This is a genomic window from Acinetobacter sp. ME22, from assembly GCF_022012315.1.
Lineage (GTDB): Bacteria > Pseudomonadota > Gammaproteobacteria > Pseudomonadales > Moraxellaceae > Acinetobacter > Acinetobacter brisouii_A.
The window spans coordinates 104,727-127,005 of sequence record NZ_JAKLTL010000006.1 but is presented as its reverse complement, the minus strand read 5'-3'; the positions used below and the strand labels follow the sequence as shown (position 1 = coordinate 127,005).

Sequence of the window (22,279 nt, the reverse complement as noted above, 5' to 3'; positions counted from 1 at the left end):
TAATCATCACTTTTCTCATAAATGCAAAACTCGCTTAGGAACTAAGCGTTTTTTATCGGTAATTTGAGCCAAACCTAAACAGCGTTCGCCATCAAAGACCAAAACTTGCTCTGCTGCTTCATGGTCAATATTGCTTTCCAGCCCATTACAGAAATATTTGCTACGTCCCTCAGGAATCTGAACTTGTGGAAAATGCTCCACAGGTGCATATGCTGGCAACAACAATGCTTCACGTTCAGCCTCAGTTAAACTTTCCAAATATTCCAAGGTGTAGCTCGGAATCAAATCAAAAGGACCTGTTGCAGTACGATGCAATGCACTTAAATGCCCCCCACAGCCCAGTGCCTCGCCAATATCTTCCCCCAACACACGAATGTATGTGCCTTTAGAGCAAATCACATCTAAAGTTAAGCTATCTTCTGTAAATTCAATCAGTTGTAATTGGTAAATCGTAATTGGACGTGGCTCACGCTCAATCACAATCCCTTGACGTGCCAATTCATATAACGGCTTGCCATGTTTTTTTAATGCCGAATACATCGGTGGAATTTGTTGAATATCACCACGGAACTGTTCAAGTACCTGTTCAATTTTGTCTGTTGTCAATTCAGGCACAGTACGCTGTTGTAAAATCTCACCTTCCACATCGCCTGTAGTTGTGGTTTGCCCAAGCTTCACTGTGGTTTGATAGCGCTTAACCGAATCAAGCAAATAATGCGAAAACTTGGTCGCCTCACCCAAACAAATGGGTAACAACCCTGTCGCCAAGGGATCAAGTGCCCCTGTATGCCCTGCTTTTTCTGCCCGATACAACCAACGCACTTTTTGTAATGCGCCATTCGAACTAATCTCAAGAGGTTTATTGAGTAGAAATACACCACTAATTGGACGGCGCTGGATTTTAGGCTTAGCAACAGACATAAGAAAAATGGTGAGCAAAAATGACACGCCATCTTAACAAAAGCTTAAACAATCTTCAGCACAAGAATGCCTGTATTCTCAGCAGATAAATTTTTATTGTTTGAGCCAAGTCACACGCATAAAAAAATGCGCCAATTGGCGCATTTTCTTGACTCAAATAAAGCGAATTACGCTTTACGAGCTGGTAATTTTTCACGAATACGTGCAGCTTTACCAGACAAGTCACGAAGATAGTAAAGTTTCGCACGGCGAACATCACCACGACGTTTAACTTCAATTTTAGCAACGATTGGAGAGTGAGTTTGGAAAACACGCTCAACACCAACACCGCTAGAAATTTTACGAACTGTAAAAGCTGAGTTTAAACCACGGTTTTTCTTCGCAATTACAACACCTTCAAAAGCCTGAAGACGCTCACGGTCGCCCTCTTTTACTTTTACTTGCACAATCACAGTGTCACCTGGAGCAAATGCAGGAAGGTCAGATTTTAACTGTGCGTTTTCAACAGCTTGAACTAAAGGATGCTTACCGCTCATGGGGTATCTCCAATATATGTGGGTCAGAAGAGGTCTGAAATCCACTGGGTATAGAGGCTAAAGCGCATAGACCCGATTATCTTTCTCTTTATGCTTGACCACTTCAATGCACAAAGAGCCTATTAAAGAAGACATAAACTCAAGTTTAAGTCCCGAATTTGAAGCAATGCTTCAAATTTATGCATAGATCAACGCATTGAATATGTGTTCATCTTTGCAAAGAAGTACAACTTCTTATCTGGTGTTCAAGGAAAGCGTTAAATGCTCGATTTCCTTGTACAGAAGCAAAGACTCTTAATCTTTGCTCTTTTTTTGCTCATCTTTAAGCCATTTTTTTTGCTGCTTGCTCAACTCAACTTGCTCGACCAACTCAGGTCGACGCGCTAAAGTCCGTTGATAACGCTGCAAAAAACGCCATTTTTCAATATTGGCATGATGTCCAGATTTAAGTACCTCTGGCACATCTAGCCCTTCGAAATGGTCAGGCTTGGTATATTGTGGGCAGTCTAACAGACCATCCACAAAAGAATCTTGTATGTGAGATTGTTCATCTGACATGGCATCGGGTAAACGTCGAATAATGCTATCGAGCAAGACCATTGCAGGAAGTTCACCACCAGATAAAACGTAATCCCCAATCGACCATTCTTGATCAACATATTTTTGGATTAAACGCTCATCTACCCCTTCATAACGTCCACACAGCACAATCAAACCATCGTAATCGATAAAATTTTGCACGGCATGTTCATTTAAGGTCTTTCCTTGTGGCGACATATACACCACAGGAACTTGAACTGCTCCCGCTTGCTCTGCAAGCTGTTTGGCATGACGAATTGCTTTTGCCAAAGGCTCAGCCATCATCACCATACCTGGACCACCACCAAACGGACGTTCATCCACACGTTTGTAGTTGCCCTCAGCAAAATCACGCGGATTAATACAAGTCACTTGTACAATGTCACGCTTTGCTGCACGCCCGCTAATTCCGTAGGCTGTAATCGCTTCAAACATTTCAGGAAAAAGCGTAATGACTGCAAAAAACACCACAGACTCCTCTTTCTTCCTGCTGTGTGAATCCTTTAGGGATTAATAATCTACGCCCCAATTGACGTAAATACGACCAGCTTCAAGATCAACGCGCTGTACCACATCTTTATGCCATGGAATCATACGCTCTTCAGCGTCTACGCTGTCTGCTGTGGCACGAACCACCATGACATCGTTTGCACCTGTTTCAAACAGTTCATGGATTTGACCGAGATTCACTTCCTGTTCGTCATCATCGAGACCTAACACGGTTAAGCCTTTCAAATCTGACCAGTAGTACTCGTCCACGCCCGGTTGAGGCAGTTGCGATTTTGAAATCCAGATATTTGCGCCAACTAAATTGTCTGCTGCCGTGCGATCACTCACACCTTTGAGCGCAACAACCAAGCCTTTGCCATGTGGTTTCCAACGTTTTACATCAATAACTTGCCAACCTGCTTTGGTCTCAATGTACCAAGGCAGGTAGTCAAAGATGTTGCTCATGGGTTCTGTATTGGAATAGACCCAGAGCCACCCATTCAAGCCATACGCTGAACGTAGCTGTCCAATCTGAATACGATCTTCAGGAACATTCTGTGTTGGTGTCATGGGCTACCTACTACAATTACGCAGTAGCAGCAGCTTTTTTAGCTTGAGCAGCTAAAGAAGCAACACGTTCAGAAGGTTGAGCACCTTGTGCAACCCAGTGAGCGAAACGGTCAGCATCTAAACGAATTTTTTCTGCTTGACCTTGAGCTGTAGGGTTAAAGAAACCGATACGTTCGATGAAACGACCATCACGTGCATTACGGCTATCAGTCACAACGATTTGATAGAATGGACGTTTTTTAGCACCACCGCGAGTTAAACGAATAACAACCATGATAAAAACCTTATAATTTTTACGGATTATCCCTGCGCCGACCATCGGCAACACTTCAAACCCCTTTCATAGAGGGCAGCATTTTACGTGATATTCACCCCAAATGAAAGATCAAAATTTAAGTTACCCACAGTTTTGAATTTATTTCTTAGTTGCTATCCCAAGTTGATGTACTGCTTAGATTCTTATCACAAGTCGTTGCCCCTTGTGACCAATACTTCTGTCCATCTTGATTTAAACACACTACACCATTACCTGTTTGTAGACTTGAGCTGACTGGGGTAGCAGTTAAAGTATAACCTTGGTTATCTGAATCGACTGCCAAAGTAATTGTATAGTAAGCTGTTCCTGATACAGGATAATTCGCTGTTCCACCAACACCAGTCAAAGTTGCACTTGCATAAGTATTATTCGCCAGCTTATAACTTTGTAAGCGTCCTGCAACCCGCATCAGTTCACTTTGTACATCAACACGATTTCCCTTAATCTTATATTTGGTATAACTTGGATAAGCGATTGCAGCTAAAATTGCTAAAATAGCGATCGTAATCATCACTTCAATGAGGGTTAAACCACCTATAAATTTCTTCATTTACCAACTCTCTGAACCTATCCCACAACTTGTGTATGAAATATTTGCCTTTGTTTTGTTTTTACAACGCACACCTGTGCTAGTCAGCAAAAAGTTGTAATTCTTGTCATCTTCTGTAAATGCCTGTATTGCCCATCCTTGCCCACCTCCTGTACGAGTAGATAATAAAACTTTTGAGGATGATGTCGAAGTACTATCATAAACTGAAACGGTATAGGGATAAGTTGATGCAACATAGCTTGATGTAATACTAAAACCATTGTAATTAAAATTACGAGCTTTCCAACGATCAAGCAGAATAGCTAAACGCTGTATTTCCTGCTGAGCCTGAGCTGCTCGAGTTCGTCGAGCATACTCCTGATAAGCAGGAACTGCGATTGCTGTCAAAATGGCAGCAATAACCAGTGCTACCATTAATTCTATTAGCGTAAACCCTCGCATTTTTGAAATCTGATTCATGCTTAGCACTCTTTGAGCTATCTAGTTTACTTACTGGTTTCATACCAACGTTTTGGCGTGAGTGCCAACGCTGTTGAGTATGTTGCTGCTGTACTCGAACTACTCTTTAAAGCCCCAGTTGAAGTGATTAATGCACGATTTGTTCCCGAGCTATTATCTGATCCAACACTTGGTGCAACAATCCCCGTACCAATTGGTGTATGTGAAATGAAGCTTGAGCTTGCAATCTCAGTTGCTGTACATACGCCATATGGCATACAGAACTGCGTTACATAGCTTTCACCTTTCACCCCAGACCCACAGTCACCTGATGAACCTGCTTGACTACCATCATAAGACGTTACGTAAAGGTCACTATCAAGCACAATTGGAGTCGTCAAAACTTTTTCATCCTGCGTCATGTTCGATGCAAAATAATAATACCAACCTCCTGTTGTTGCATATGGTGCAACTGCTGTTGTATTGGCATTGGTTGTCAATTTACCTAGACTACTCAATGTCAAATCCTGCGTATTTAAATTTGAACTACTATAATCATAGCTATAGCTTGAACCACTCACAGTAAACAAATCCGAGCGAGCAACATCTTTATCATAGATATTATAAATCGCATCATTTTTATAATTTGTATCCGAAGTATCAAATAATGGTGAACTGTGATTTCCACTACCAATCGTCAAAACGCCAAACTTAGACCCACTATTGGTATAAGTTGAAAATGCAGGCATATCATAAAAACGTGGGCTGTACTGGCTACCAGTACCTGTAGCGGTATTAGTACTATTTAAGTTGAGCAAACGTACAGGCGTTTTTGCAAACATACTGGTATCTGTAGTTGAGGTTAAAGTGTTATTTAAATCAATACGCCAAACCTGACCACCCAAATCACCAAAATACAAATGATCAATTAAACCATCGGCATTACGGTCAACCGTTTTAATTTGGCTAACTACGCTATATTTCATGTTGGCTGAGGTTGTATATTGAACCCCAGAAGTTGTATTTGCAGATGTTGCATTTGCACCAGCCCACCACAATAACTGACCCGTCAAGGCATCAAACATATAGACACCTGAGCCAATTTTATTGGTTTGATTATACTCACCCTCATAACCTGCAAATGCGGTGCGTTCACCTGTACTGCTACTAAATGTACCATCACCATTGGTACCACCCGCATCGTAGCCACCACCAACAAACATCACCATCCGTTTAGAGCCTTTCCATTTCACCCAACCGACACTTGGCTTAGACCAGCTCTGTCCCATATAACCCAACTCTTTATAAGTTTTTGAGCTTGAACAGGTTTCTGGGGTATCCGTCTGTGAACTACTATTACAATACACAGCTGTATTATTTGGATCGATACGGAACGCAATCTTCGGATTACTGATATTTTTCAAATTTAAAGCATAATAGCTTCGCCCACCCATACGTAGTCCGCCGTATGCCATTTGCATACCACTGCCTGTTGCACTACTAATATCGGAAGAGCCAACAGTTAAGCTACCATCACTCTTTGCAACATACTCACTATAAGCTGTCCAAGGTGCATCAACGCCATAATAAAGCGTTTGATAGGTAGAGCTACTAAAACCTGTCGTTGCTGTATTGGTTTGGAACGCTCGTTTTTGTGTGGTAATCAATTCATTTGGTAAGAAAGCAAATTTTTCTTCCCCAGTATCGGCGTCAACAACAGACAAGACACCCTGTGTTGTACCAAATAAAATATAATCATCACGATTCGAACTACTGGTCACGCCACTTGTGGTGGTTACTGTACCTGACTGAGTCAACAACACAGGTGTAGAATGCATGACCGCACCGACTTGACGAAGACTACTCAGCGCAGATAACCCTGCTGTCGTTGTTGGTAAACTGGTCGTATCGCCTGGGGTACTAATCACATAACCTAGCAAGGATAGAAGATAACCACGATCCGCATCGGTTGTATTGGTAACATAACTTGAACCAATTTGATTTAATGTTGTAGTTGTGGCTGCACCACTGCTATCTCGGTTGGTTAATAATGTACGATTGGCAACATAAGATGATGTCATACCTACAGGCAATACACCTTTCACACCACCTGTCGATGCTAAGCTAGAATCTGTCACATATTGTGACCAGATATCATAGTTAGTTACGTAAGTACCGCTACTGTCAACAATAGAGCTACCTTTAATATCCTTAACCAAGCCACTGATAACATTATATTTTTTCAGGTTACCCAGCCAAAGTTGATAAACCTCACCTGGGGTTGGCTGGAACTGTGCAGAGTAAGCATAATTTTGTACAACGGTCGGGTTGAGTTCATCGGTTGGAATGTACGATGCGCCTGTCGTTACAGCAGGAATATCTGTGGTTAATGACGTAATAAAGTTGTTCACACTACTCACAACGTCACTTGAACTTGAACCTGAGTACCAACCGCCGCCGCCATACACGCCCCATCGAGCTGCATTTTTCACATCACTATCAGCCGAAGATGAATCAATATTGGCGAGATTTTGTGCCTGCGTTAAAGCACTGCTATACGATGTGATGCCATTAAAGTCACTACCAAATCCAACTACTGCTGTTTTAATATCAAGCCCTAAAGGATTCAATTGGCTTGAGCTTGTTGAGCCAGAGATAGTTCTATTACGCAACAACTGGGAGAAGTCACTGATACAGTTCCAACCAGTGGTAGAAGATGTACTGGTAAATAATGTCCCTGAACAAGTTAGATTACCACTATAAGTACTGGTTAATGCATTTTGCATTAAAGTTTTAGCTACTGAAGTTGCATTACTACTATTAGGCTCACCATCTGTTAAAAAATAAATCCCCTGCCCACTACACTGAGTACTATCGGTATTTACAGGAGATGTATACGCTGTACCATCCGAGTTTTTAGCATCTGCGGTTGAATAGGAGAAACCACTGCCTGTTGGTGAAGATGTAATGGTTTTTGTCTCATACACACAACTTCCCGTTGTACCACTCACCGTACAACTCGTGTCATAGCTTGAAGTGGTTGGATTAGTTGTAGTTGCACTACCCCATGTGGTACAGCCGCTGGATGAATATGTACTACAACTTTTATAGTAAGTTGTAGAGCTTGTACTACTGGTATAGTAGTAGGTATTATTGCCTGTTGTATATGTAGAGTAACCTGTTAAAGTTGGCGTACTCGATAATTTGGTACCACATGCTGATGTTGATGCAGTGGTTGTACCACTACTACAACTATAATAGTTACTGCCATTTTTACGATAATAATAAGTCGTGGTTGTGCTAGATGTAGAATATTGAAAATACATGGGTACACTAACACTTGCGGTTGTCTGTGTAGTCGTCCCCAACATATAAGCACCCATTTCCGCATAGGCTGGTGCGGTTGGTGTTGCAAAGTTACCTGTCCACGTACTTAAATAGCTCAACAACAAGGTCCGTTGATCTGTCACGCTTATGGTTGTGTTTGTATAGTACAAAGTACATGTTTTACTATTTACATAAGCACAGGCTGTACTGGTATAACTACTTAATGTTGGTGCAGTTGTTGTTGTTGTTCCCCATGAGGTACAGGTTGCATAATCACTCCATGCTGTACATGAGCTATATACATACTTTGAACCATTATAATAATACTTAACCATTGGTTTTTTTTGAGTATAAGTACCGCCACCTGTAATTGTGGTACTCAGCGCACGTGCTGGAACCATTACATAGCCTGCAGAGCTGCTATAAAATGTGGATAAACCAATCACTTTATCATCATCAATTTTTGAAGTACCATCACCCCCTGCAAGGGCTTCAATCATCCCTTGGCGAACACGTTCTAGTCGGGTAAGCCCTGTAGAATCTGTACTCCCCATACTCCCCGAGTTATCGAGCATGAACATAATGGTGACTGTACCGGCAGTAGCCTTTTTATAAATCTCGATATCACTGGCTTGTGTGGCAGGAATAGCCAAACAAAGTAGTAAAGTCATCGCCCCAGATAAGAATGCAGCGATTCCTTGTTGAAAGCGATGAAGGGTTTGTTTAAGTTGAATCAATAATTTCATCACGCTCTCCTTAACTACTACTTGTCAGAGTTTGTGTTAACGTGTACTCAGAAATATGTGTCGTGAACGGCACATTTAAACCAGCCAGACATTCTGAAATGCTCTGGTCTGCTCCTGAAGATGCGGTATAGCCTGTTGGGACTACTGGGTTGCTCATATGGGTAGATAAGCAGCTATAAATTGAGGAAGTTGAGGCGGTAGAGAGTGTTGGCATAAGTGATACAGCATGTACCACTGCTTTTTCGGCACTAACAACCTTGGCAGAGTCGGTATCTGTACCACTAACCGTACCTGCAAATGGGGTATCATCCGTTGAAGAATCTACAAACTGTACAGTAATTTGCGTCATCACTACACCACGCCCACTGGTATAATAATTAGATGAACTACGTGGATCACAATAACCCGCTGTGCCAATTTCAAGATAGTTGGGCGCCGATCCTGTTTGCCACTGAATAATGCTGGCATTTGCGATGGTAAAGAAATCCGTGTTTGTCCCACGATAACAAAACACCAATTCCTTACCCTTGTTATTGCTGGTTCGGATATAACCAAACATACCATTGGTTGCCATTTCTTGAGATAAATTATCAGCATCTTGAGCAGTAAACACAGCTGAATCCGAACTCTCCATCATCAATTGCTGTGCTTGTCCATTGGTTGCAATATTGAGTGATACCAAGCTTTGTCGAATTGCCAATGTACCAACAATAGTAATAAGAAGTAACACAACCAAAACAATGATCAGTGTTGCCCCTGTTTGAGAACGTTGATTCATCATCTTTAACGATCTCCCAAAGCATTACGCATAGCGACAGCCTGTGCGATCACCTGACGTAAATTTTTTGTTTTAATATTTTGAATCGTGCTGTTTAAAGTTACCGTTTTATCCAATACTGCAAATGATTTTGTTAGATCGATATTGGAATCAACACCAACTGATTGACTAGAACGTACTAAAATTCCCAATTTAACGCCCAAAATTCGATTGGTAGATGCACTTGATAAATAGTCAGCGATGGTCATATCTCGAAAGCTGCCTGAACCATTCTCAACCACTAAAAGCACATGAAAATAATCAACCCGCTTCATCAGTATCTGACCACTGTCCCCAAAATTAGAGACAACGCCTGCACTGGTTGCACGCCCTGCATCACAAGCCAAGGCTAATGCCGTTGCACTCGTTTCTGTGCCTGTTGTATTTGTATCCTGACGGACAAAGTACCGTTGAATCACATAGTCTGATGTACTCGTAATTTCATTGCCTTCACAATCAAAACCACCTGTTTGTGTAGGCAAATACTTAATTGTTAATTGATCACTTCCTGTCGTAACATTCGATGTACCACTGACTTCACTTTGACTAGCATTAGCAGTTGTTATACCTGCCAAATTTGTCTTAAAAACAATTCCTCCATTTGCCAAACTCGATGTCATACTTGCTGTTGAGTTACCTAAGTTTGCAAGTCGAACATCTTTAGTGATGTAATTGAGTGCAAAATTGGCATTATCTTGAATATCAGCTGCGCCTTGCTGTAATGCAAAACTTTTTTGACCAGCTATAAACAGCATGGTTGCTGCAGCAATAATAATGAGTCCTAAAATCAAGGACACCATCAACTCAATCAACGTTAAACCTTGTTGTGAATATCGCATCTTAATATGCCTCCATCACAATACAAGTTGAATCATCACTATAAGAAAAGCTAGAGGTTGAACTGGTGGTACATGCGATATGTTTATCTGTTGCTGTAGTATCAGCAGCATCTGTTTTACCCCAAGCCACATAAATACATTGACGACCATTTGCTGTTCCTGGACAGGTCATCATATTTAACGTCATTCCAGCCGAGCTTGCTTGTTTGTATGCCTGATTTACATCAAAAGCAGCTTTTAACGCAGGTGTACAAAATACTGTATAACAATCTGACGACGGTGCAGCTGCTTGATTTGTTTGACTTGCAAGCTGTGTTTTATAGGCAGCAATTGCGGTTGAAGTGTCATTCATTCTTATTTTTTCTGATAAATCTCGAGCAATATTAATTGCCTGAATCCGATTAGAACCTTCAATCGTACCCTCTACAGCACGCAGCTGTAATGCAACAAAACCTAAAACTGCAACTGCTAGAAGCAATAAAGCAACTAAAACTTCTAATAGCCCTGCACCTCGTTGATATTTAGCTTGCATTGCAACTCCCTGACACAAGGTCGCCTTGCTGTACTGTTCCCATACGGGAAATAATGATTTTTTTAGAATACTTAGCATCCGCCTGAGCATTATCACAAAGTACCAAGGTTAAATCTGAACTTAAAGGCGCTGTTGTGGTGGTTGGATCTTGAACCATGCCATCGCTACGAAAAACTATGGTTGTTGTTGTTGAAACCAAAATCGCCTTTCCAGAGGCCACCCAATTCAGAGTACTTTCTGTATCTTCTGATGATGAATTTAAAGTCACCGTGACAGCTCGACGTTCAAAAGCTGCCTTTGCCCTTGCCTTCTCAAAAACAATTGCTAAATTTCGTACACTTTTATTTAAATTTTGCTTTAATAAGACATCAGAGATCTCTGGCATAGCAATTGCTGCGACAACAGCCAAAACCCCGATGGCAATCATCATTTCAATTAGCGTAAAGCCTCGAATAGATCTCATATTATTATCTGCCTGCACAGCGTTTCCCTATTTAAAATCATAACCATTTTTATTACAAAAAAAATACAATTAGGATAAAAGGCATAAAAAAGCGGATAAACACCTATCCGCTTTAATTTACTCTAATTTTTAAGCCTGAACGATATGAATTCTTAACTCTTTAGGCAAACTAAAAGTTACATTTTCTTCACGCCCATCCAATTCATTAGGTACATCTGCTCCCCAATCTTGCAAACGTTGAATCACCTGTTTAATCAAAATTTCTGGTGCTGAAGCGCCTGCTGTAACCCCCACTTTTGTATTTGGCTGAAACCAGTTTGCTTGGAGTTGCTCGGCATTATCAACCAAATAGGCAGCCTTGCCCATACGCTCAGCCAGTTCACGCAAACGATTTGAATTTGATGAATTGGGTGAGCCAACCACTAATACAACATCGCACTGCTCTGCCAAGTCACGCACAGCATCCTGACGGTTCTGGGTTGCATAACAAATATCATCTTTACGAGGGCCTTGAATATGCGGATATTTTTGACGCAAAGCATCAATCACTTTAGCAGTATCATCAATTGAAAGTGTGGTTTGCGTAACAAAAGCAACGCGTTCAGGATGTTTCACTTGTAAATCAGCAACGTCTTGTTCATCTTCAACTAAATAAATCTCACCACCATTGCTTTTATCATACTGCCCCATCGTTCCTTCAACTTCAGGATGGCCATGATGTCCTATCAAAATTGCCTCGATACCTTCGCGAGCATATTTGGTCACCTCAATATGAACCTTGGTGACCAATGGGCAAGTTGCATCAAAAACTTTTAACCCCCGACGTGCAGCTTCTTGCTGAACTGCTTTAGAAACCCCATGAGCACTAAAAATGACAATATTATCATCGGGTACTTCGTCAAGCTCATCCACAAAAATCGCACCTCTTTGGCGCAAATCATCAACAACAAATTTATTGTGCACCACTTCATGGCGGACATAGATGGGTGGCTGAAAACATTCAAGTGCCCGATTGACGATCGCAATAGCACGGTCAACACCTGCACAAAAGCCTCGTGGGTTAGCCAATACAATTTCCATAACTTCCTCAATCTGACACATAGTCACTGTTTTTTTGAATTTATCAGCCAAACTATTCAGTTTAGCGGCACTCTACTCTAAAATAGAGAAGATATTTTATCATATCAGGAAAAAATATCATGTCGGGTCTATTGTTTGTCGTTTCTGCTGCGTCGGGAACGGGCAAAACATCTCTGGTCAAAGCCCTGCTCGAACGTGTAACCAATTTACATGTTTCTGTTTCTCATACAACGCGTGGGCAACGTCCCGGTGAGCTCGATGGTGTCCATTACCATTTCACAAGCAAAGATCATTTCTTAGAGCAAGTTGAACACGGCGGTTTTATTGAGTATGCCGAAGTTTTTGGCAATTACTACGGGACTTCACAAGCCACTGTACAACAACAGCTTGAAAAAGGTCATGATGTACTTCTTGAGATTGATTGGCAAGGTGCTGAACAAGTTAGAAAACTTTTTCCACAATCAAAACAAATCTTTATCTTACCTCCAAGCCAGTTTGATTTACGCCAGCGTTTATCTAATCGAGGGACTGATGCCGTTGAAGTGATTGAGCATCGTTTGAGCTGTGCTATTACTGATATGCAGCAATATGTCAATTTTGACTATGTCATTATCAATGATGATTTTAATAAAGCCTTACATGACCTTGAATCTGTCATTAATGCCAACCGTTTGACCATGTTGCAGCAAGCTAATCGTCATCAACAATTAATTGCTAAATTGTTGTGCCCTGAAAATTGATTAAAACTTGAGTCTATCCGCAAAGCATTTTATACTGCACAGTCTAGTTAAATTTAACTCAGTAAGAGATTTCTTATGGCACGCGTAACTGTTGAAGATTGTTTAGACCATGTAGACAACCGTTTTGAATTGGTCCTCGTGGCAAGTAAACGTGCGCGCCAATTATCACGCCAAGGCATTGAACCAACTGTAGAGTGGGACAATGATAAACCAACCGTTGTGGCGTTGCGTGAAATTGCAGCAGGTCATGTGAGCAAAGACATTTTGAAACAACGTGAGCAAGATTACCAAACTTCTAGTCTTGATCTTGCTCTTTCTGCGAATAATTTGAACCTTGAAGGCTTTACTTTCTAAGCTCAAATTTTCTGTATAAAAAGCCTAGTTGGTTCAACTAGGCTTTTTTGTTTGCTCTATTTTAGTGCAAAATCGACTAAAACAATCAACTTTATTGAAATTTTCAGGTTTTTTTCAATCAGACAAATTGACAAGACTCGTAGAATGTTTTTCATTAAAGGGCTACATTTCTATTTGTGATTTAGCATTACTTAAAGGTGGTTTATGCCAGGCGAAGAAGTCAGCCAAGCAAAGCAACAACTTAAACTGATTATTGACGAATATTTGTCAGAAAAAGATGTCGAGCTGGTGCTTGCTGCCTGTGATTTCGCCGACCTTGCGCATAGTGGTGTAACGCGCAAAAGTGGCGAACCTTATGTGCTGCACCCGATTGCGGTCTGCGGTATTTTGGCACACATGCGTCTTGATGCTCAAACACTCATGGCAGCACTGCTACATGATGTGATTGAAGATACCGAATTTACCAAAGAAGAAATTGCCGCAAAATTTAGCAAGGTCGTGGCAGAACTGGTCGATGGCGTCACCAAGTTGACCCATTCGAGTGACAAGCAAGTCAATAAGGCAGCATCGTTCCGTAAAATTCTTCAGGCAACGCTTCAAGATCCACGTGTCATTATTATCAAACTTGCCGATCGTTACCATAACATGACCACGCTTGATGCCTTACGTCCAGATAAACGTGCACGTATTGCCCAAGAAACCATTGATATTTTTGTTCCAATGGCACGAATCGTCGGTATGAATGAAATGGGGGATAACCTCGAATATCTGTGTTATCAAAATCTTGATCTTGATGTATTTAATGAAATTCAACAGGCGCTTCAACAGACTCGACCTAAACGCTGTGAATATCAGCAAACTTGGGAAAAAAATCTGACTCACTTGCTGCAACAGCATCAAATTGCAGGCCGCATTAAAAAGAAAAATAACAATATTGAGTTGATTCGCCATTTTCTGAAAAATGACATTAACCTACAGGAACTCACTCGTAGCCATACCTTTGAAATTATTTTGACCAGCATTGCAGATTGTGATCGCTTGGTGGAAATTTTGCGAGAGAACTTCCAAGTTTTACAATTTGATGATCACATTCGCCGTCCGCTACCAGGGGGCAACCAGTCATTAATGATGAAACTCAAAGGTGAAAAAACGACACTTTCATTAACCATTCAAACTGAATTGATGCGTAAAGCTGCACGTTTTGGTGTGGTTTTAGGAGAAAATGCACCGCAAGCCTGCCGTTCAGCGATTCAGGCATCTATGCAAAATCTCAATACACTGATTGATGGCGAGTGTGCAAAAACCACTTTCAATGAATTACTTGATTATCTGCATCAGGAAAAAATTTGGGTATATACACCACAAGGGCATTTACATGAGTTGCCACAAGGTGCAACTGTTGTAGATTTTGCTTATGCTGCCAGCCTTTTCCTTGGTAATCATGCAATTGGCGCAAAAATTGATGGTGAAACACGCCCTCTTTCAACACCTCTTAGCAGCGGTCAAGTCATTGAAATATTGACTGATGTACTTGCGACACCCAATCCAGACTGGCTCAGTTTTATCAATACACAAAAAGCACGCCGTGCAATTCAAAACATCTTGCGTGATCAAGATATTGAAGAACAAAGAATTATTGGCAAGCAAGCATTAGACCGTGCATTACGTTTATTTAACAGTGCAAGCCATCAACTCTCAGCCGATGATTGGGCAAATGTTTTAGAATGGCGTCATCTCGACAGTCAAAATACCCTTTACGAACAAATTGCTGTGGGCGATCTGTTACCACAACTGGTTGCCAACCATTTATTTTCTAGCGATAGTCAATTCGAAGAAGAGCCAAGCTCACATCGCCTCATTCAAGGAACTGATGGAATTGATGTCAAATATGCCCGTTGCTGTAATCCAATTTTAGGTGATCCAATTCAAGGGCACTTATCACGACGTGGTTTGATTGTGCATCGTGAACGTTGCTATAACCTGTTGCATGAGCAACATTTGCATCCTGAAAATATTATGCCGCTTCACTGGAGTGAGCATGATGTTGATGATGTCAGTTTTACTGCTTATTTGTGTATTGATATGAGTATGGATGACGAGCAGATCTCTGATCTCATCTACCAATGTCGTAAAGCAAAATTTGGGGTCGAAATGGTACGCTCCCAAGATCATAAAACCTACGTCAATGTCGTGGTCAATAACCGTAAAGAAATTGCACAAGTCATTCGTGAATTACGAATGCATTTTGGCTTTCCACGCATTTTACGCCAAGATACGCCTGTCACGATTACTGAAACACATAAAGTTGTGTAAAGGTAGGCGCATAGTTGAAACATTGTGTGCTATATATTGATTTAATTCGGTTATTGAATTTGTAAAGGAGATATTCATGTCACGCCAAGTGATTCATACTGAAAATGCACCTGCTGCAATTGGAACTTATTCTCAAGCCATTTTAGTTGGGAATACCTTGTATCTTTCTGGACAAATCGGTTTAGATCCATACAGCATGGAATTGGTAGATGGCATTGAAGCGCAGATTCGCCGTGTATTCGATAATATTAAAGCCGTGTGTGAAGCTGCAGGTGGTTCTCTAGCCGATTTTGCTAAGCTCAATATCTTCTTGACAGATTTATCTAACTTTCAGCTTGTGAATCAAATTATGGGGGAGTATTTTCCTCAGCCTTACCCTGCTCGTGCTGCACTTGGTGTTGCTAGTTTACCTAAAGATGCTCTCGTTGAAATGGATGGGATTGTGATTATTCCTTAAGCATTTCAGCATGGATATAAAACCACCGATCAGGTGGTTTTTTTTCATTCAAAAAGCCAATAAAAGTTTAGACAAAATGCAAATGAAACAAGTTGACAAACAATAATAATTATCAATAATATCAATCATCGTATTTATCTTCTTATAGGTGCGCACATGTATGTTTGTTTATGCCGTGGTATTACTGACCAAGACATCAAGGATGCAGTTGCCAATGGTGCAGAAACTTACCGAGAAATCCGTGACTTACTGGATTTAGGGACATGCTGTGGACGCTGTGCGCCTGAAGCACGTAGCATTATTAATGAAGAATTAGCTGAAATTGCTGCAAAGATTTCTGTCGCTGCCTAATCATAAATCTGTTGTTGACTTCTTTTACCTACCCTCGACTCAAGGGTAGGTTTATTTTTATGTGTGATTGTGATTTTCATTTGCCGTTCTATAAACTACTCGCAGCAATACTCGATATTGGTTAAGATCAATTTGTTATTGCTTAACTTCTGTTTAAGCTTATATTTTTGCGGAGAAATAATAATGAAAGGCAATCGTGAAGTCATTAATCAGTTGAATCAGGTGCTTTATCACCATCTCACTGCAATTAATCAATATTTCTTACATTCACGTATGTTTAACGACTGGGGCATCGAAAAGCTTGGTTCAGCCGATTACAAAGAATCTATTCGTCAAATGAAACATGCAGATAAAGTTATTGAACGAATTTTATTCTTAGAAGGTCTGCCAAATTTACAGCATTTAGGCAAACTTTATATTGGTCAACATACCCTTGAAGTTTTGCAATGCAATGTGCGTAAAGTGAAAGAAAATATTGAGGCTCTCAAACAAGCTGTTGCTTTGTCTGAACAGCTTCAAGATTATGTTTCACGTGACTTGGTACAGGAAATTCTAGAGTCTGAGGAAGATTACTGGGACTGGCTTGAAACACAAATTGATCTGACCGAAAGTGTCGGTATCGAAAATTATATTCAAAGCAACATGGCTGACGAATAATAAAAAAGCTGCCGAATGGCAGCTTTTTTATTGGCTTAAAATTTAATGCAGTGGATTGCCATTGTGATCTTGATCGAGCAATAGCTGGTTATAAGGATGATCCACCCGATATAAACCATGAATTAATTTAAGCTGATGCTGTGCTTGTTGCATTTTACCATTATAAGCCAATAATTGAGCATATTTATATAAATCATAATGTGTTGGTGTAATCACAACCACATGATGATAGCGTTCGAGCTGTTTTGGCGTTAAATAGCTAAAACGATTTAAGTAATACCATTCTGCACGCTGATCAAATTGATCCAAGACATAAAGATGATCAGGTTTGACCAAAGGAATGCCTTGGTCTGAATGTTTACGCCCCTGATTGAGAGCATCTACAGCACTCAGATAATCTCGCCAAATCAGACCATAAAGTAAAATTGACAGCACCAAAATAAAGGTATTTAGATTGGCAGAGAATTGCCATGTTGCCACAGATGTCCGTGTATGTGCTTGTATAACGCCCAATAGAAAACCGACAGGCAATAAGAAGTAAGCATAATTCTGTGGAAACTCAAACATGGCATGTATCAAAACACAACACACCATCAGTGTAGCCACCAAAGCTTCACTTTGTTTGACCTGTTTATTCAACTGCCAAATCCACCAAGCGATATACGCGACAATCGCTGTGCCTAGCACCACGCCATTCCAGACCAATAATTCTAAAATTAAGTTGTGAGCACTGTTGGTTCGCTCATTATGCTCAAGGAAGTCTGCGCCAACCAATTGTGCATAACTGGTTTGATTCCAGCCATACCCCATAAGTGGATGCTGCTGAATGGCATAGAGCATTTGCATCCAGATATTAAAGCGCGAGTGACTTGAACTTGCACGCTCAATCACATCTGACATCTCAGAGTGAGATAAACCCAGATTGACCAGCATGGTATTTAAGCTTGGAATCGCCAACAAACAGCCTACATAGACACTCACCCATGCCAAAACATGATATCGAGTGAAACGCTGCTCTGTTGCAGACAATTTAAAAAATAAATAAATACTCAAAACCACACACGCCACCCATGGTGTACGTGATTGACTCAGGGCAATCGTAAAGGTCAGCAATAATGCCCCTATCGTCACCAGCCATGTCGGTAAGATGCGTTTTTCAAAGAGATATAAGCACCCCATGAGGCTCATCATCAGGAAAGTAGCCATATTGTTGGGCTGAGCAAAATTGGCATACGGACGATTTCCGCGCAACTGCATCACGCCTAGAATCCCTTGATCTAAATGCAGCCATTGTAAGAGTGCGATTGCGACCGTAATAAGCCCAACAACAAAGGTTAAAAGACTAAAGCCCTTAAAAATCTGTTGACGCGATATTGGTTCACGACTGAGATTGAATCCGAGTACCACCATCATGGCAAAGGCAAATACATATAAAGCAGCTAACAAGGCTTTACTGAAGTAAAATTCGATCCCCAGTAACCACTGTAAAAATGGAATACAGGCAATCAAAAATAATGGCAATTGTTGTTTAGGCAATGCTAATGGTTTGTCGATATACAATCCCAGCGTACACAGTGCTGCTGCATAAGCAAACAATTCACTGGAAAAGGTGAGCCACGGTGTATAGTGATCTGGAGATAGCCATGACAATGCCAGTAGCACGCCAATAAGCAAAAACAGGAATCTTTGCATCATGAGCAAACAGGTGGAAAATAAAGCGCGTATTATAGTGTATTTTTTCTAAAAGCTATGTAGCTCAACTGCACTTGACAAGAACGGATCTTCATTTTTCTATTTATAGGATGATGATTTACTAAACTCACCAGATGAGTCCTCAACAATGCCTGCTAAGATCAGAGTCATCATCTTCATGAGTATGCCCCCATGTCAACGCTAGCTACTGAACTTCCTTTACGCCGTGCCGAGATTGGTCAAGGCACTGTCATTGCCCGCGCACTTCCACATCGTGAGAAACGTATGATCGGGGCTTGGTGTTTTCTTGACCGTGCAGGCCCTGTTCAGTTTGCACAGGGACAAGGTCTAAACATTGGTCCACATCCACACATCGGTTTACAGACCTTTACTTGGATGATTGCAGGAACTTTGATGCACACAGATAGTTTGGGTTCAAAGCAATTGATTCAGCCGAAACAAGTTAACCTTATGACGGCTGGGCATGGGATTTCACATACAGAAGTTGCGCCTCAAACTGAAACTGAGCTGCATACTGCGCAATTATGGATTGCACTTCCTGATGCCAAACGTGATATGCCTGCAAAATTTCAGCACTATCCTCAACTGCCTGTTATTCAGCAGCAACAACTCGAATGTACCGTATTGGTCGGAGAATTCCTCGAACAGCTTTCTCCTGTTGAAGTGTACAGTCCATTAGTGGCTGTAGATTTCTGCACAGCACAATCTGCCAGTCAAGCCACCCGCTTTAAACTCAATCCAAACTTTGAATATGGACTACTGCTGCTCACAGGAGATGTTCAAATTAATGGACAAACTCTGAGCAATGACAATATGATGGTCTTTTCAACAGGCACAACAGAAATCGTCATCGAGCTTGCAGCGAAAAGCCGAGTTTTGTTGATTGGGGGAGAACCTTTTGAATCCCCTATTTTGCTGTGGTGGAATTATGTGGGTCGAACTGAACAAGAAGTTAAAACGGCTCACCAACAATGGCTTGCGCATGATCGTCGTTTTGGGGAAATTCATGATTATGATGGACAACGACTACAGGCGCCAACATTTCCCACACATATGAGGGCATCGAGATGAGTATTATTGGGCGTAGTCATGTAGAAGCATTTAATGAAGCATGGAAAGGTTTAGTGAGTTGCGGGGAGCATCAATTTTTAACAGATGAACCCAAATCCCTCGGAGGGCAAGATCAAGGTGCTGCGCCTTATGATCTGCTGTGCAGCAGTCTTGCCGCATGCACCATGATTACATTACGAATGTATGCCAAACATAAAGCGATTGACCTCGAAAACTTTGCCGTTTCAACCGAATTCTTTAGCCATCAAGATGGAACTGAATATATTCAGCGCCATCTTGAATTTAATACAGCACTCGATGAAGTTCTCAAACACAAATTATTGGCAATTTGCGAAAAAACGCCCGTCACCAAGACTTTGCTGCGCAGTGTACGGATTGAAACGCAAATAATTGATATTGCACAGCGCTAAACTGATTTACATTTCACCAAAATCACCACGGTTAAAGTCATGAATTGCCTGCATAATTTCTTGCTGGGTGTTCATGACAAACGGCCCGTAACCTTGAATCGGTTCATTCAGCGGTTGTCCTGTCAAAATCAGAATCCCTGCGCCCTGTTCAGCACTGATTTGAATAGGTGTAGCATCGTCTCGGTCAAACAACACAAAACTGTGATCGGTCACGTCATATTGCTGGTTAATTCGCACTGTACCTTGGCGCACCACCACAATACAGGTTTGCCCAACAGGAGCGTTAAATTCATGCTGCTGCCCTGCCGCCAGTTGAATATCCCAGACATTCACAGGGCTAAAGGTTGAAGCTGCGCCCTGTTCATCGGCATATTGCCCTGCAATCACCCGTAAATAACTGCCTGCATCATCCAGTGCAATTGAAGGAATCTGCGCTTGGGTAATGGCTTGGTATTTGCCTTTGGTCATTTTGTCTTTGGCAGGCAAATTCACCCAAAGCTGTACCATTTCCAGCTCACCGCCTTGTTGGGTAAATGCTTCAGAATGCAGCTCTTCATGCAGCAAGCCTGCACCTGCGGTCATCCATTGCACATCACCCGTCTGAATGGTGCCACCACCGCCGTGTGAATCACGATGCGAAATTTCACCTTTATAGGCAATCGTGACGGTTTCAAAACCACGATGGGGATGTGCGCCGACCCCGCGTGGCGTGTTGGTTGGGCTAAAAAATTCAGGTGCGGCGTAGTCGAGCATTAAAAATGGACTCAACACTTGCCCTAAACGGTCATAAGAAAATAAGGTGCTGACATGAAAACCATCGCCCACCCAGTGTTTTTGCTGTGTCCGATATTGCCCAATGACTTTTTTCATGTCGAAACCCTCAGTTGATCTAGAGGATAATTTTACTTGTTACTCGGCAGTCAAAAAATCCATCAAAATAAGAAGCACTATCTTATATATGCAATAAACAACTTCCGCTACAATCAAGCCGTTGTCTGAACACAGGAATTCGCCATGCATATTTTTGATGATTACTATTATTTTTATTTGGTCGTCAAACATGGTGGTTTTAGCGCAGCCAGTGAAGCAACACACATCACCAAATCCAAACTGAGCCGACGGATTTTAGAACTCGAAGAACGCTTTAATATCAAGCTGATTCAACGCACCACACGACACTTTCAGGTCACGCCACTGGGTCAGCAGTTCTATGAAGAATGCCAAAAAGTCGTCAACCAAATCGAATACAGTGAAAATGTACTGTTACAACAAAAAAGCGAGCCGCAAGGTCTGGTTCGGATTAGCTGCCCAAATGTGATGATGCAGTTTCAGATTCGCCCAATTCTGAATGCTTTTTTAAAACAATACCCGAAAGTCCAACTCGAACTGGAACTGACCAGTCGCCGCGTCGATGTGTTACATGACAATATCGACATTGCGATTCGTACCAGTTTCAACCCAAATGAAGACTCCAGTTTAATCGTGCGGGATGTGGTCAAGACCACCCATTGTCTAGTGGCCAGTCAAAGCTTACTGCAAGGACACGAAATTCAGAATTATCAGGAATTAGTGCACTATCCTGCCGTAGCTTTGGGTCTGATGAAAAGCCGTTACACGTGGCATTTACAGCATTTGACGACAGGTGAAACCGCTGATTTTCATTTTGAACCGCGTTTGAAATGTAACGACTTGGCTGGGGTGTACTATGCCGTAAAAGATGGTTTAGGCATTGCTGACTTACCGATCTTGACGGTTCAAAAAGATTTGGAGAATGGCGATCTGATTCAAGTTCTTCCCGAATGGCAATCTAATACAGGTACGGTGCAACTGGTGTATGCCTCGCGTAAAGGACAGCGTTTAGTCATCGAAAAGCTGATTGAGGCATTGGTTCAGGGCTTACGCGATATGATCGGACGCGAGGCGGGTTATATTCATTAGCTCATCAATTGCTTGGCTTTTACGTAAAAGCATAGAATTTTATCAGTAAGCTGTTTTAAGATAGCTTTCTTT

The 22,279-nt window shown here is 41.5% G+C and carries 23 protein-coding genes and 1 pseudogene; 9 read left to right on the top strand and 15 right to left on the bottom strand.

What is annotated here, in order from left to right; translation table 11 throughout:
* Positions 1-15: 15 nt before the first annotated feature.
* From truB to ispH, 13 genes are all read right to left on the bottom strand, one after another.
* The gene (truB, locus tag LVY74_RS10140) at positions 16-921 is read right to left on the bottom strand and encodes a tRNA pseudouridine(55) synthase TruB (RefSeq protein WP_237814972.1); all 906 of its coding nucleotides are present in this window, start codon (positions 919-921) and stop codon (positions 16-18) included.
* Positions 922-1,088: 167 nt separating this feature from the next.
* Complete coding sequence (gene rplS / locus LVY74_RS10135; RefSeq protein ID WP_111893677.1) at positions 1,089-1,457, bottom strand: 50S ribosomal protein L19; 369 nt, start codon at positions 1,455-1,457, stop codon at positions 1,089-1,091.
* 294 nt (positions 1,458-1,751) lie between these two features.
* On the bottom strand, positions 1,752-2,504 hold the full coding sequence (trmD, locus tag LVY74_RS10130; RefSeq protein WP_151709269.1) for a tRNA (guanosine(37)-N1)-methyltransferase TrmD: 753 nt from the start codon (positions 2,502-2,504) through the stop codon (positions 1,752-1,754).
* A gap of 42 nt (positions 2,505-2,546) precedes the next feature.
* Positions 2,547-3,095 (bottom strand): ribosome maturation factor RimM, encoded by a 549-nt coding sequence (gene rimM / locus LVY74_RS10125; RefSeq protein WP_237814971.1) that lies wholly within the window; start codon positions 3,093-3,095, stop codon positions 2,547-2,549.
* 16 nt (positions 3,096-3,111) lie between these two features.
* The gene (gene rpsP / locus LVY74_RS10120; protein WP_111894073.1) at positions 3,112-3,369 is read right to left on the bottom strand and encodes a 30S ribosomal protein S16; all 258 of its coding nucleotides are present in this window, start codon (positions 3,367-3,369) and stop codon (positions 3,112-3,114) included.
* A gap of 148 nt (positions 3,370-3,517) precedes the next feature.
* Positions 3,518-3,961: a type IV pilin protein gene (locus LVY74_RS10115; RefSeq protein WP_237814970.1), complete on the bottom strand. Its 444-nt coding sequence runs from the start codon at positions 3,959-3,961 to the stop codon at positions 3,518-3,520.
* Positions 3,962-4,420, bottom strand: a complete 459-nt coding sequence (locus LVY74_RS10110) for a type IV pilin protein (RefSeq protein WP_269090998.1) — start codon at positions 4,418-4,420, stop codon at positions 3,962-3,964.
* Between the two features lie 26 nt (positions 4,421-4,446).
* Positions 4,447-8,472 (bottom strand): pilus assembly protein PilY, encoded by a 4,026-nt coding sequence (locus LVY74_RS10105; RefSeq protein ID WP_237814969.1) that lies wholly within the window; start codon positions 8,470-8,472, stop codon positions 4,447-4,449.
* Between the two features lie 10 nt (positions 8,473-8,482).
* Positions 8,483-9,253, bottom strand: coding sequence for a pilus assembly protein PilX (locus LVY74_RS10100; protein WP_237814968.1), 771 nt, complete (start codon positions 9,251-9,253; stop codon positions 8,483-8,485).
* Between the two features lie 2 nt (positions 9,254-9,255).
* Entirely contained in the window at positions 9,256-10,128 is an 873-nt protein-coding gene (locus LVY74_RS10095; protein ID WP_237814967.1) for a PilW family protein, read from the bottom strand.
* Between the two features lies 1 nt (position 10,129).
* Complete coding sequence (gene pilV, locus LVY74_RS10090) at positions 10,130-10,660, bottom strand: type IV pilus modification protein PilV (RefSeq protein ID WP_237814966.1); 531 nt, start codon at positions 10,658-10,660, stop codon at positions 10,130-10,132.
* Positions 10,650-11,141 carry a pilus assembly FimT family protein gene (locus LVY74_RS10085; RefSeq protein ID WP_237814965.1) on the bottom strand — a complete coding sequence of 164 codons (492 nt, stop codon included), beginning with the start codon at positions 11,139-11,141 and terminating at the stop codon, positions 10,650-10,652. Before LVY74_RS10085 ends, pilV begins: the two co-directional genes overlap by 11 nt.
* 111 nt (positions 11,142-11,252) lie before the next feature.
* Positions 11,253-12,203 (bottom strand): 4-hydroxy-3-methylbut-2-enyl diphosphate reductase, encoded by a 951-nt coding sequence (gene ispH / locus LVY74_RS10080; protein WP_151709306.1) that lies wholly within the window; start codon positions 12,201-12,203, stop codon positions 11,253-11,255.
* 119 nt (positions 12,204-12,322) lie between these two features.
* Between ispH and gmk the strand changes: the two genes are divergently transcribed.
* From gmk to bfr, 6 genes are all read left to right on the top strand, one after another.
* Positions 12,323-12,943: a guanylate kinase gene (gmk, locus tag LVY74_RS10075; RefSeq protein WP_237814964.1), complete on the top strand. Its 621-nt coding sequence runs from the start codon at positions 12,323-12,325 to the stop codon at positions 12,941-12,943.
* Between the two features lie 75 nt (positions 12,944-13,018).
* Positions 13,019-13,297: a DNA-directed RNA polymerase subunit omega gene (rpoZ, locus tag LVY74_RS10070; RefSeq protein WP_151709304.1), complete on the top strand. Its 279-nt coding sequence runs from the start codon at positions 13,019-13,021 to the stop codon at positions 13,295-13,297.
* Positions 13,298-13,501: 204 nt separating this feature from the next.
* On the top strand, positions 13,502-15,610 hold the full coding sequence (locus tag LVY74_RS10065; protein WP_237814963.1) for a RelA/SpoT family protein: 2,109 nt from the start codon (positions 13,502-13,504) through the stop codon (positions 15,608-15,610).
* Positions 15,611-15,686: 76 nt separating this feature from the next.
* Entirely contained in the window at positions 15,687-16,067 is a 381-nt protein-coding gene (locus LVY74_RS10060; RefSeq protein ID WP_237814962.1) for a RidA family protein, read from the top strand.
* Positions 16,068-16,223: 156 nt separating this feature from the next.
* Entirely contained in the window at positions 16,224-16,418 is a 195-nt protein-coding gene (locus LVY74_RS10055) for a bacterioferritin-associated ferredoxin (RefSeq protein ID WP_151709302.1), read from the top strand.
* Between the two features lie 183 nt (positions 16,419-16,601).
* Entirely contained in the window at positions 16,602-17,075 is a 474-nt protein-coding gene (gene bfr / locus LVY74_RS10050) for a heteropolymeric bacterioferritin subunit Bfr (RefSeq protein WP_237814961.1), read from the top strand.
* 42 nt (positions 17,076-17,117) lie between these two features.
* Here bfr and LVY74_RS10045 read toward each other — a convergent pair whose 3' ends face one another.
* Positions 17,118-18,770: a PglL family O-oligosaccharyltransferase gene (locus tag LVY74_RS10045; RefSeq protein ID WP_237814960.1), complete on the bottom strand. Its 1,653-nt coding sequence runs from the start codon at positions 18,768-18,770 to the stop codon at positions 17,118-17,120.
* Between the two features lie 207 nt (positions 18,771-18,977).
* Here LVY74_RS10045 and LVY74_RS10040 point away from each other — a divergent pair.
* Together LVY74_RS10040 and LVY74_RS10035 are read left to right on the top strand one after the other, a co-directional pair.
* A pseudogene (locus LVY74_RS10040) lies at positions 18,978-19,859 on the top strand (pirin family protein); the annotation flags it as partial.
* On the top strand, positions 19,856-20,269 hold the full coding sequence (locus LVY74_RS10035; protein WP_237814958.1) for an OsmC family protein: 414 nt from the start codon (positions 19,856-19,858) through the stop codon (positions 20,267-20,269). The pseudogene LVY74_RS10040 and the gene LVY74_RS10035, both read left to right, overlap by 4 nt.
* Positions 20,270-20,275: 6 nt before the next feature.
* Here LVY74_RS10035 and LVY74_RS10030 read toward each other — a convergent pair whose 3' ends face one another.
* Complete coding sequence (locus LVY74_RS10030; RefSeq protein WP_237814957.1) at positions 20,276-21,139, bottom strand: pirin family protein; 864 nt, start codon at positions 21,137-21,139, stop codon at positions 20,276-20,278.
* Positions 21,140-21,283: 144 nt separating this feature from the next.
* On the opposite strand from LVY74_RS10030, the gene LVY74_RS10025 reads away from it, so the two are divergent.
* Positions 21,284-22,207 carry a LysR substrate-binding domain-containing protein gene (locus LVY74_RS10025; protein WP_237814956.1) on the top strand — a complete coding sequence of 308 codons (924 nt, stop codon included), beginning with the start codon at positions 21,284-21,286 and terminating at the stop codon, positions 22,205-22,207.
* Positions 22,208-22,279: the final 72 nt, after the last annotated feature.

Coding starts and splice junctions, on each gene's coding strand:
- LVY74_RS10025 (WP_237814956.1), top strand. CDS start 21,284: ATGCATATTTTTGATGATTACTATTATTTTTATTTGGTCGTCAAACAT.
- LVY74_RS10065 (WP_237814963.1), top strand. CDS start 13,502: ATGCCAGGCGAAGAAGTCAGCCAAGCAAAGCAACAACTTAAACTGATT.
- bfr (WP_237814961.1), top strand. CDS start 16,602: ATGAAAGGCAATCGTGAAGTCATTAATCAGTTGAATCAGGTGCTTTAT.
- LVY74_RS10110 (WP_269090998.1), bottom strand. CDS start 4,420: ATGAATCAGATTTCAAAAATGCGAGGGTTTACGCTAATAGAATTAATG.
- LVY74_RS10060 (WP_237814962.1), top strand. CDS start 15,687: ATGTCACGCCAAGTGATTCATACTGAAAATGCACCTGCTGCAATTGGA.
- LVY74_RS10095 (WP_237814967.1), bottom strand. CDS start 10,128: ATGCGATATTCACAACAAGGTTTAACGTTGATTGAGTTGATGGTGTCC.
- rpsP (WP_111894073.1), bottom strand. CDS start 3,369: ATGGTTGTTATTCGTTTAACTCGCGGTGGTGCTAAAAAACGTCCATTC.
- truB (WP_237814972.1), bottom strand. CDS start 921: ATGTCTGTTGCTAAGCCTAAAATCCAGCGCCGTCCAATTAGTGGTGTA.
- LVY74_RS10105 (WP_237814969.1), bottom strand. CDS start 8,472: ATGAAATTATTGATTCAACTTAAACAAACCCTTCATCGCTTTCAACAA.
- gmk (WP_237814964.1), top strand. CDS start 12,323: ATGTCGGGTCTATTGTTTGTCGTTTCTGCTGCGTCGGGAACGGGCAAA.
- rplS (WP_111893677.1), bottom strand. CDS start 1,457: ATGAGCGGTAAGCATCCTTTAGTTCAAGCTGTTGAAAACGCACAGTTA.
- LVY74_RS10035 (WP_237814958.1), top strand. CDS start 19,856: ATGAGTATTATTGGGCGTAGTCATGTAGAAGCATTTAATGAAGCATGG.
- LVY74_RS10115 (WP_237814970.1), bottom strand. CDS start 3,961: ATGAAGAAATTTATAGGTGGTTTAACCCTCATTGAAGTGATGATTACG.
- LVY74_RS10045 (WP_237814960.1), bottom strand. CDS start 18,770: ATGATGCAAAGATTCCTGTTTTTGCTTATTGGCGTGCTACTGGCATTG.
- pilV (WP_237814966.1), bottom strand. CDS start 10,660: ATGCAAGCTAAATATCAACGAGGTGCAGGGCTATTAGAAGTTTTAGTT.
- LVY74_RS10100 (WP_237814968.1), bottom strand. CDS start 9,253: ATGATGAATCAACGTTCTCAAACAGGGGCAACACTGATCATTGTTTTG.
- ispH (WP_151709306.1), bottom strand. CDS start 12,203: ATGGAAATTGTATTGGCTAACCCACGAGGCTTTTGTGCAGGTGTTGAC.
- LVY74_RS10030 (WP_237814957.1), bottom strand. CDS start 21,139: ATGAAAAAAGTCATTGGGCAATATCGGACACAGCAAAAACACTGGGTG.
- rpoZ (WP_151709304.1), top strand. CDS start 13,019: ATGGCACGCGTAACTGTTGAAGATTGTTTAGACCATGTAGACAACCGT.
- rimM (WP_237814971.1), bottom strand. CDS start 3,095: ATGACACCAACACAGAATGTTCCTGAAGATCGTATTCAGATTGGACAG.
- LVY74_RS10055 (WP_151709302.1), top strand. CDS start 16,224: ATGTATGTTTGTTTATGCCGTGGTATTACTGACCAAGACATCAAGGAT.